The sequence below is a fragment of the Roseomonas rosulenta genome (genome assembly GCF_016106005.1).
Classification (GTDB): Bacteria; Pseudomonadota; Alphaproteobacteria; order Acetobacterales; family Acetobacteraceae; genus Neoroseomonas; species Neoroseomonas rosulenta.
The window spans coordinates 1-10,009 of record NZ_JACADR010000165.1; the positions used below are offsets into that span (position 1 = coordinate 1).

Below are 10,009 nucleotides of genomic sequence, written 5' to 3' on the forward strand. Positions count from 1 at the left end.
TGGGCGGCGGCGGCCGCGTCCTGCTGCCGGGCCAGCGCGCCGCGCGCCTCCGCGAGGCGTCGGCGCGCGGCCTCGACCTCGATCGCGCGCAGCCGGGCCAGGGTGGTGAGGGGGTCGCGCGCCATCGGGCCACGATCTTCGCGACACGGCCTTGCCGGGAGGTGAATCCCGCCGCGCGCCTCAGCGCCCGCCCTGCAGCCACACCGCATCGGCGCCGAGCTCCGGCCAGCCGATCGGGCGCGCCACGCCCGGCGCGGCGGGGTCGCCGGTCCAGCGCGCGGCGATGATGCGCTGGCCGGTGAAGCCGGCGGCTTCCTCCGACAGCAGCCAGGCGAGCGGCGGGCCCATGATGGCGGGCTTCAGCATCGCCTCCCGCGACCAGCCGCTGTCGGCGCCGATGAAGGGGGTGTCGGTCGGCCCGCCCGGGATCAGCACGTTCACCGTGATGCCGCTGCCGGCGAGTTCGGCCGCCCAGACCGCCGAGGCCGCCTCCAGCGCCGATTTCGTCGCGCCATAGGGCAGCACGCGCAGCATGGTGCGGAAGGAGGTGGTGTTGTTCACCACGCGCCCCCAGCCGGCGGCGCGCATCATCGGCAGCGCCGCGCGCAGCAGCAGCATCGGCGCGCGCACGTTGATCGCGAAGAAGCGGTCCCAGGTTGCGGCGTCGAGTTCCTCGATGCCCGGCAGGCGCGTCTCGGCATCCGGCCGCAGGGACGACACGCCGATGCCGGCATTGTTCACCACCGCATCGACGCGCCCGAAGCGCGCGAGCGCGGCGGCCATGCCCTCGGCGCAGCCCTGCTCGGTCGCGAGGTCGGCGAGGACCGGGTGCAGCAGCCCATGCGCGGGCAGCGCCGCAAGCGCGGCCGCATCGCGGTCGAGCGCCGCGACCGCATGGCCGGCGGCCAGCGCGGCATCGACCATGGCGCGGCCGATTCCGCCGGCAGCGCCGGTGATGAGGATGGTGCGGGGCATGGGCGTCTCCTGGCTGGCCACGGCGCGCGGGGACCCCTCGCCGGGGCGAGGGCCGCACCTTATCCTGGGGCGAGGGAAACGGTAGGGGGCGCCGCATGCGCGTCATCATCGCGGGCGGGGGGATCGGCGGGCTGGTCGCGGCCCTCTCGCTGCACGCCGCCGGCATCGACTGCGAGGTCTTCGAGCAGAGCCCAGAGATCCGCCCGCTCGGCGTCGGCATCAACGTCCTGCCGCATGCGATGCGCGAACTGACCGAGCTCGGGCTGCAGGAGCGCGTCTGCGCGGCCGGGATCGTCACGCAGGAACTCGCCTATGCCAACCGCTTCGGCCAGATCATCTGGTCGGAGCCGCGCGGCCGGCTCGCCGGCTACACCTGGCCGCAGGTCTCGATCCATCGCGGGCGGCTGCACCTGCTGCTGCTCGAGGTCGCGCGCGAGAGGCTCGGCGATGCGCGCATCCATCTCGGCGCGCGCCTCGCGGGCACCACCGAGGACGCGGCGGGCGTGACCGTGCGGTTCGAGGACGGCCGCAGCGCGCGCGGCGAGGTGCTGGTGGCGGCGGACGGCATCCACTCCACCGCCCGCACGCGCTTCTACCCTGAGGAAGGCCCGCCGAAATGGAACGGCGCGATCCTGTGGCGCGCCACCTCCATCGCCGCGCCCGTCCTGACCGGCGCGACCATGGCGGTGATCGGCAATCGCGACGAGAAATTCGTCGTCTACCCCATCGCCGACCTGCCCGATGGTCGCAAGCTGACCAACTGGATCGCCGAGCGCCGCGTCGACCCGAACCAGGAATGGAAGCGCGAGGACTGGAACCGCCCCGGCCGCATCGAGGACTTCTTCGACTGGTTCAAGGACTGGCGCTACGATTGGCTCGACGTGCCGGCGCTCATCCGCTCCGCGCAGTCGGTCTTCGAATTCCCGATGGTGGACCGCGACCCGCTGCCGCGCTGGACGCATGGACGCGTCACGCTGCTGGGCGATGCGGCGCATCCGCTCTATCCGATCGGGTCGAACGGGTCGTCGCAGGCCATCCTCGATGCGCGCACGCTGGCGCTGCACCTCGCCACGCAGGATGATCCGGTCGCCGCACTTCACGCCTACGAGGCCATCCGCCGCCCGGCCACCGCAGCACTTCTGGAGGCGACGCGCGGCGACGGGCCGGATGTGGTGCTCGACATCGCGGAATCCCGCGCGCCGGACGGGTTCGCGGACATAGAGGCGGTGATGCCGATGAACGAGCGCGTCGAGATCGCCACCCACTACAAGCGCCTGGCCGGCTTCGAGCCCGCCACGCTCAATGCGCGGCCGAGCCTGTCGCCGCCACGGAGGGCCGCATGAGCCAGCACTACCTACCGGTCCGCGAGGACTGGCTCGCCACCCGCGTCGAGGAGATCCTCGACCCCGGCCAGCGCATCATCGACCCGCATCACCACCTGTGGGACCGCCCTGGCTGGCGCTACCTGCTGGACGAGATCCTGGCCGACATCCGCACCGGCCACGACGTGCGCGCCACCGTGCTGGTGCAGGCGCGCGCCTTCCACCGCGCCGATGGCCCGGAGGAGCTGCGCCCGGTCGGCGAGACGCAGTTCGCCGCCGGCATCGCCGCCATGTGCGAGAGCGGCACCTACGGCGATGTGCGCGTCTGCGCCGGCATCGTGGGCCATGCCGATCTCACGCGCGGGGAGGCGGCGGGCGCGGTGCTCGATGCGCACATCGCCGCGGGCAATGGCCGCTTCCGCGGCATCCGCCATTCCGCCACCTGGGACCCCGACCCGGAGATGCTGAACCCGGCCTATACCCCGGCCGAGGACATGCTCGACACGCCGGGCTTCCGCGCCGGCTTCGCGGAACTGGGCAAGCGCGGCCTGTCCTTCGAGGCCTGGCTGTATTTCCACCAGATCCCGCGCCTGGTGCGGCTCGCTGAGGCGCATCCCGAGGTGCCGATCGTGCTGAACCATTGCGGCGGTGTGCTCGGCATCCGCGGCTATGCAAACCGGCGCGACGAGGTCTTCGCCGCGTGGTCGGCGAACATGCGCGCGCTGTCCGCCTGCGCGAACGTGGTGGTGAAATGCGGCGGCCTGGGCATGCGCCTGCCGGGCTTCGGACTGGAGCAGGGGGCGATCGCGCCGTCCTCGCAGATGCTGGCCGAGGCCTGGCGCCCCTGGATGGAGCCGATCATCGAGATGTTCGGCACCCGCCGCTGCATGTTCGAGAGCAACTTCCCCGTGGACAAGGGCGGCTACGGCTACGCCGCCGGATGGAACGCCTTCAAGCGGCTCGCCGCCGGCGCATCGGCCTCCGAGAAGGACGACCTGTTCCGCGGCACCGCCGCCCGCATCTACAGGATCGACGCATGACCACGCACCGCTTCTGCACGGTGGCCGACGAGGGCCGCCTGCGCATCGTCACGCTGAACCGGCCCGAGGTGATGAACGCACTGCACAGCGAGGCGCATGCCGAGCTCGCGCAGGTCTGGGACGAATTCGCCGCGCGCGACGACCTCTGGGTGGGCATCGTCACCGGCGCGGGCGACCGCGCGTTTTCCGCCGGCAACGACCTGAAGGTGCAGGCCGCGGGGAAGCGCGGGCCGACCCCACCCTCGGGCTTCGCGGGGCTGACGACGCGCTTCGACCTCGACAAGCCGCTGATCGCCGCGGTGAACGGCATCGCGATGGGTGGTGGGTTCGAGATCGCGCTCGCCTGCGACCTGATCATCGCCGCCGAGAACGCTGTCTTCGCGCTGCCGGAGCCGCGCGTGGGGCTGGTGGCCGGGGCAGGGGGCGTCCACCGCCTGCCGCGCATGATCGGGCAGAAGCAGGCGCTCGGCATGATCCTGACCGGCCGGCGCGTGAGCGCGGCGGAGGGCAGGACGCTCGGCTTCGTCAACGAGGTGGTGCCCGCCGGCGAGGCACTGGCGGCCGCCAAGCGCTGGGCGGCGCTGATCCTGGAATGCTCGCCGCTGGCGGTGCGCGCGTCCAAGCAATGCGTCTATGCCGGCATGGACGCGCCGACGCTGCGCGAGGCGATCGGCACCATGTACCCCGCGCAGCAGCGCAACCGCGACAGCGAGGACTACGTCGAAGGCCCGCGTGCCTTTGCGGAGAAGCGCAAGCCGGCGTGGCGGAACCGGTAGCCGATGCCGCGCGCCAGCGGACGGCACGGGGAATCGCGGCGGCGACCCGCCGCGGTCAGGCCGCCAGGTCGGGCTCGAAGCCGAGGCCCGGCGCATCCGGCACCGCGATCGCGCCATCGCGCGGGATCAGCGCCGGATAGGGGGCGCGCGCGAGGTCGGCGAAGTAGATCTCGATCGGCTCCGCTTCCTCGCTCGCGGCGAGGAAGTGCAGCGTCGCGAGCAGACCAGGCCCGAAATACGGGCAGTGGGGGACCAGGCGCACGCCGGCCTCGCGCGTCAGTTCCGCGATCTCGAGCATGGCCGACACGCCGCCGATCTTGGTGATGGACGGCTGCGCCACGTCCACCGCGCGCAATTCGAACATGCGGCAGAAATCCTCGACCGTGCCGTTGCATTCCCCCGCCGCGATCGGCACAGGCGATGCGGCGCGGATGCGCGCGATGGCGGGGATGTCCTCCGGCGGCCAGATCGGCTCCTCCACCCAGGCAGCGTTGAGGCCCGCCACGTCCTCGCAGAACTGCGCCGCCTCCTCCTCGGTGTTCCAGACGCAGTTGATGTCGAGCAGCAGCGGCGTGTCGGGTGCGGCGCGATGCGCGGCACGGATGCAGGCCAGGTCGAATTCGTGCAGCTTGATGTGGCGGTAGCCGCGCGCGAGCGCCTCGGTCACGTTGCGCGCGACATCGTCGGGCTTGCCGTAGCGCAGCAGCGAGGCATAGGCCGGCACGGAACCGCGCCTCGCATCGCCCAGCAGCGCATGCAGCGGCACCCCCGCCGCCTTCGCCCGGATGTCCCACAGCGCGATGTCGATGGCCGACAGCCCGAAGCTCACCGCCCCGTTGCGCCCGAAATTGTGGAAGCGGCGCGCCAGCATGCGCATCAGCGCGGCGATGTCCGTCGCATCCTGGCCGATGCAGGCCGGGCCGATCAGCCGGTCGATCGCATCCTTCGTGGTCTCCACCAGCGTGAAGCCGAATCCCTCGCCCCAGCCATGCAGGCCGGTGTCGGTCTCGACGCGCACCAGCAGCGTGTCCATCGCGCGCAGGTGCAGGTTGCCGCCGACGCCGCCCGCGCTCGCGCCGTAGGTGAAGTCCGTGCGGTGGTGATGCGTGGTGACGCGGGTGATCCTCATGGCGTTCCCTTTCGTGCGCGGCGTGTTGCGGCGATACTGCGACGGACCGCCGGCGCGCAGAAGCCGGCCACTGGAGGATGCCCATGAACCGCCGCGCGCTGCTCGCCGCCGCAGCCCTGCCGATCGCGGCACCCGCCCGCGCGCAGGCCTGGCCCGACCGCCCGATCCGCATCGTCGTGCCCTTCGCCGCCGGCGGCCCGTCCGACATCGTGGTGCGGCTGCTTGCCCCGCGGCTCTCCGCCACGCTCGGCCAGCCCATCGTGGTGGACAACCGCGCCGGCGCGGGCGGCGTGACGGGCGTGGACGCGGTCGCGAAGGCCGCACCCGACGGATACACCATCGGCATCGGCAGCGCAGGCGGGCTCGCCATCTCGCCGCGGCTCGACCGCGGCACGCCATATGATCCGCTGCGGGATCTCGCGCCGCTCACGCTCGGCGTGCTGGTGCCCGAACCCCTCGTGGTGCCCGCCGCGCTGCCCTTCCGCACGGTGGCCGACCTCGTCGCGGCGGCGAAGGCGCAGCCCGGGCGGCTGAACTACGGCTCGGCCGGGTCGGGCAGCATGCCGCATCTGGCGGGCGAGCTGTTCCGCATGGCGGCGGGCATCGAGATCACCCACGTCTCCTATCGCGGCGGCGCGCCGCTCGCGCTGGCCATCCTACAGAACGAGGTGCAGCTCGGCTTCGCCGACCTCCCCATCCTGCTGCCGCATATCCGCGCGGGCGGGCTGCGCGCGCTGGCGGTCGGTACGCAGCAGCGCCTGGAATGGATCCCCGATGTTCCGACCATGGCGGAGGTCGGGCTGCCCACGGTCGACGCCAACAACTGGCACGGCTTCGTGGCCCCGGCACGGGTGCCGCAGCCCATCCTGGACCGCCTGCACGCCGCACTCGCCGGCGCGCTGAACGACCCCGACATCCGCCGCGCACTGCATGACCAGGGGGCGATCCCGGGCGGCAATTCGGCGGCGGACTTCGGCGCCTTCCTGCGCGCCGAGCTCGACAAATGGGGCGGGGTGATCCAGCGCGCCGGGGTGCGCGCCGATTAGCCGTCGATGGTCTGCAGCACCTCGAACCCCTCTAACTGCGGCGGGCCGAGGGTCGTGCCCTTCATGCCCCCCGCGCCGGCATGGGCGCGGCGGAATTGCTCGGAGCGCGTCCAGCCCTCGAATGCGTCCTTCGAGGCCCAGATGGTCAGGGAAGAATAGAGGATGTGGTCCTCGGCCGCCGGCCCCTTCAGCAGGTGGAAGGTCATGAAGCCCGGGACCTCGTGCAGGTGGCTCTCGCGCGTCAGCCAGGCCTGCTCGAAGGCGGTCGCGTGGTCGGGGATGACGCGGAAGCGGTTGGCGGCGACGAACATGGCGTTTCTCCTGCGGGGCGCATTGCGCGGCAGTGCGGCGAGACGCGCAAGGGGGCGCGCGTGACCGACCGCGCGGCGTGGGATGCGGTGGCCGACTGGTACCACGCCTGGTTCACCGGCATCGTGCTCGCGGTCGTGGCGCGGCGTGGGCCCGCCGATGCCGCAGCACTGGTCTTCGCCGTGTTCCGCCGCCAGCAGGCCGAGACCTTCCTGCCCGGCCTGCGCAAGCTCGGCCTCGATCGCTTGCCGCCGGCGGTTGCCGCGGCCCGCTACCACTACCTGTCGAACGTCATCGGTGGTGTGGGCGTGGAATATGTCGAGGAAAGCCCGCGCAAGGCCTGGATCCGCTACCCGCCGCCACGCTGGATCTGGCCCGGTGCCACCATCTGCGGCATTCCGTCCGAAGTGAATGCCGCCATGCTGCACGGCTGGCACGCGAACAACGGCGCGATGCTGGGCTGTCCGGGCCTCGGCTTCGTGTGCACCGGGCAGACGGTGGACGGCGATCCGGGGCTCGAGGGCTACTACATCGAACATGACCGCGCGCTGGCTGAACAGGATCGCCTGCGCTTTGCGAAGCACGAGGCGATGCCGCGCTTCGACCCCGCCGCCGCGCCGCGCCTGCCCGCCGCCGACTGGCCGCCCGAGCGTGTTGCGAAGGCGAAGCGCGGCTATGCCATGACCTATTGCCGCACGGCGCTGGCGGCGGCGATCGACGTGTTCGGCGCGGAGCAGGCCGGCGCGCTGCTCGCGCATGCGGCGCGCCTTGTGGGCATGCAGCATGTCCATGCGACGGCCGTGGCCCTCGGCGCAACGGACTTCGCGGCCTTCATGGTGGCGTTGGCGGCGGCCGAGGGCGATTCCGCGCGGGCCGAACCGCAGCCCGATGGCAGCGTGGTGGTTACGCGCGAGGGCATCGCCCTGCTGCGCGGCCTGGACGCGCCGGCGATGCTGGCGGCCTGGGAGGCGCTGCTGCACGGCGCGCTGGCGGGGTGGGACCGCTTCGCGCGGCTGGAGCCTGCCGGGCCGCACGCCTGGCGCATGAGCCCAGCCTGAACCGCAGCTTCGGTCCCGCCAACCGGATCGGCTCCGGCACCTCATGCGACGCCATCACGCGCAGGACACGCAGCGCCACCGCGCCCGATGCGTCCACCCGCGCATGCGCCCTGGCCCGGCCCTGATCGGCCGCGCCGGCTCAGCCCGGCGAGGCTCGGCGCCGCCGCGCCATCATGCGCCGTCGCCCGCCGCCGCGATGATCCGCAGCAGGCTCTCGTCGCGCCCGAGCGCCCACAGCACCGCGTTGATCGGCGGGCTGGTCAGGCTGCCGCACAGCGCCGCGCGCAGCGGCTGGGCGATGTCCTTCAGCTTCACTGCCTTCACCTCGGCATAGTCGCGCAGCCATTGCTCGAGGTCGGCCTTCTCCCACGGCGCATCCGCGAGGAACTCGGCGACGTCGCGCAGCCGCGCACGCGCCTCCGGCGTCAGCGCGGCCAGCGCCTTGTCGTCGATCGCCGGCAGGCTCTCATGCGCGGCGAAGGCGGCAGCACCCGCCAGTTCCTCCAGCGTGCGCGCGCGCTCCTTCAGGTCCGGCATCAGCATCGCCACGCGCTGCGCGCCATCCGTCCCGAACAGCGCGCCGCGCTTCGTGAGCGTCTCGAGCACCGCGCGCGTCAGCCGCGCATCATCGGCCTGGCGCAGATACACGCCGTTGAGGTGCGTGAGCTTCGCATAATCCATGCGCGACGCCGCGCGGCCGACATCCTTGATGTCGAACAGCTCGACTGCGCGGTCATGGGGCACGATCTCCTCGTCGCCATGCCCCCAGCCCAGGCGCAGCAGGTAGTTGTTCACGGCCTCGGGCAGGTAGCCTTGCTCGCGGAAATCGAGCACGGAAACGGCGCCGTGCCTCTTCGACAGCTTGGCGCCATCCGCGCCGTGGATCAGCGGGATATGCGCGAAATGCGGCCGCCGCCAGCCCATCGCGTCATAGACCATGCACTGGCGGAAGGTGTTGGTGAGGTGGTCGTCGCCGCGGATGACGTGCGTGATCTCCATGTCGTGGTCGTCCACCACCACCGCATGGAGGTAGGTGGGCGTGCCGTCGCTGCGCAGGATGATCATGTCGTCCAGCTCGGTGTTCTGGACGCGCACCTCGCCCTGCACCAGGTCTGCCACCACCGTCTCGCCCTCGATCGGCGCCTTGATGCGGATGGCGTAGGGCTTTCCTGCCTGCTCCGGGCCGGGCTCGCGGTCGCGCCAGCGGCGGTCGTAGCGCGGCGGGCGGCCCTCGGCGGCGGCCTGCTCGCGCATCTGCGCCAGCTCCTCGGGCGTCGCCCAGCAGCGATAGGCCTTGCCCATCGCGAGCAGGGCGTGCGCGATCTCGGCATGGCGCGCCTCGCGGCTCGCCTGGAAGACCGGGGGTTCGTCAGGCGAGAGGCCGAGCCAGGCGAGGCTCTCGAGGATCTGGTCCACCGCGGCCTGGGTCGATCGCTCGCGGTCAGTGTCCTCGATCCGCAGCAGGTAGGCGCCCTTGTGGTGGCGGGCGAACAGGTAGTTGAACAGCGCGGTGCGCGCGCCGCCGATATGCAGGTAGCCGGTGGGGGAGGGGGCGAAGCGGGTACGGACGGTCATGTCACCTGGGCTCGATCAAGCAGGCGCCCGTTAGACCAGATCGCAGCACCAGGGCGCAAACCCCTCCCGCGCCCGGGCCGCGCCGTGCCAGAATAAACGCAGGAGTTGTGGAACACCAACCTGTCCAGCACCAATGCGCGAGAAGCCGCAGGCCGCATCGGCGCCATCCTGGCCGCCGCGGCGCAGCGCGTCGAGGTGCTGCTGGCCGGTGAGCGCGGGCGCCTCGCGCCCTGGCTCGCGGTGGCGATGGGCGCGGGCATCCTCGGCTATTTCGCGCTGCGCGAGGAACCGGCGCTCTGGGCCGCGGCACCTGGGCCGCTGCTGGTGGTGCTGGCCTGGCTGGTCGCGACGCGCGCGCCTCATGCGGGCTGGCTCATCGGCCTGTGTGCCGCCGCCGGGTTGGGGTTCGGCGCCGCGCTGCTGCACGCCGCCGCCGCCCCGCCCGCTACGGCACCGCCGCTGCGTGCCGTCGTGCTGAGCGGCATCGTGCAGGATGTCGACTTGTTGCCCGAGGGCCTGCGCGTGACGCTGGCCGAGGCGCGCTTCGGACCCGACGAAGCGCCGCAGCCGCGGACCATCCGCGTGCGCCTGCGCGGCAACGACCCGGCGCGGCCGGCACCCGGCGACCGGATCAGCCTGCGCGCCCTGGTCCGCGCGCCCTCGGCGCCCGCCTATCCCGGCGCCTGGGACTTCCAGCGCGCCGCCTTCTTCGCCGGGCAGGGGGGCGCGGGCTTCGCCATCGGCCCGGCCGAGGTCACGCCCGGCGCGGGCGCCGCGCC

10 protein-coding genes are annotated in these 10,009 nt (G+C 72.6%); 6 read left to right on the forward strand and 4 right to left on the reverse strand.

All coding sequences use genetic code 11. The annotated features are described in order from the left end of the window. Positions 1-180: 180 nt before the first annotated feature. Positions 181-975, reverse strand: a complete 795-nt coding sequence (locus HW578_RS17585; RefSeq protein ID WP_198371915.1) for an SDR family oxidoreductase — start codon at positions 973-975, stop codon at positions 181-183. A gap of 95 nt (positions 976-1,070) precedes the next feature. Between HW578_RS17585 and HW578_RS17590 the strand changes: the two genes are divergently transcribed. The 3 genes from HW578_RS17590 to HW578_RS17600 are packed head-to-tail and all read left to right on the forward strand — an operon-like array spanning position 1,071 to position 4,113. Next, a complete protein-coding gene (locus HW578_RS17590; protein WP_198371916.1) occupies positions 1,071-2,318 on the forward strand; it encodes a flavin-dependent oxidoreductase in 1,248 nt (415 codons plus the stop codon). Further along, complete coding sequence (locus HW578_RS17595) at positions 2,315-3,337, forward strand: amidohydrolase family protein (protein ID WP_198371917.1); 1,023 nt, start codon at positions 2,315-2,317, stop codon at positions 3,335-3,337. Before HW578_RS17590 ends, HW578_RS17595 begins: the two co-directional genes overlap by 4 nt. Next, positions 3,334-4,113 (forward strand): enoyl-CoA hydratase-related protein, encoded by a 780-nt coding sequence (locus HW578_RS17600; protein ID WP_198371918.1) that lies wholly within the window; start codon positions 3,334-3,336, stop codon positions 4,111-4,113. Before HW578_RS17595 ends, HW578_RS17600 begins: the two co-directional genes overlap by 4 nt. Positions 4,114-4,168: 55 nt before the next feature. On the opposite strand, the gene HW578_RS17605 is transcribed toward HW578_RS17600, so the two are convergent. Then, positions 4,169-5,242, reverse strand: coding sequence for a mandelate racemase/muconate lactonizing enzyme family protein (locus tag HW578_RS17605; RefSeq protein ID WP_198371919.1), 1,074 nt, complete (start codon positions 5,240-5,242; stop codon positions 4,169-4,171). 83 nt (positions 5,243-5,325) lie between these two features. Between HW578_RS17605 and HW578_RS17610 the strand changes: the two genes are divergently transcribed. Continuing rightward, a complete protein-coding gene (locus HW578_RS17610; protein ID WP_198371920.1) occupies positions 5,326-6,288 on the forward strand; it encodes a Bug family tripartite tricarboxylate transporter substrate binding protein in 963 nt (320 codons plus the stop codon). Here the strand turns inward: HW578_RS17610 and HW578_RS17615 are convergent. After that, positions 6,285-6,599, reverse strand: coding sequence for an antibiotic biosynthesis monooxygenase family protein (locus HW578_RS17615; RefSeq protein ID WP_198371921.1), 315 nt, complete (start codon positions 6,597-6,599; stop codon positions 6,285-6,287). The genes HW578_RS17610 and HW578_RS17615 overlap by 4 nt on opposite strands. 60 nt (positions 6,600-6,659) lie before the next feature. Between HW578_RS17615 and HW578_RS17620 the strand changes: the two genes are divergently transcribed. Further along, positions 6,660-7,655, forward strand: coding sequence for a hypothetical protein (locus HW578_RS17620; RefSeq protein ID WP_198371922.1), 996 nt, complete (start codon positions 6,660-6,662; stop codon positions 7,653-7,655). Between the two features lie 171 nt (positions 7,656-7,826). Here HW578_RS17620 and gltX read toward each other — a convergent pair whose 3' ends face one another. Continuing rightward, on the reverse strand, positions 7,827-9,230 hold the full coding sequence (gltX, locus tag HW578_RS17625; RefSeq protein WP_198371923.1) for a glutamate--tRNA ligase: 1,404 nt from the start codon (positions 9,228-9,230) through the stop codon (positions 7,827-7,829). 105 nt (positions 9,231-9,335) lie between these two features. Here gltX and HW578_RS17630 point away from each other — a divergent pair. Then, the coding region (locus HW578_RS17630) for a DUF4131 domain-containing protein (RefSeq protein WP_198371924.1) at positions 9,336-10,009 on the forward strand (674 nt) is incomplete at its 3' end.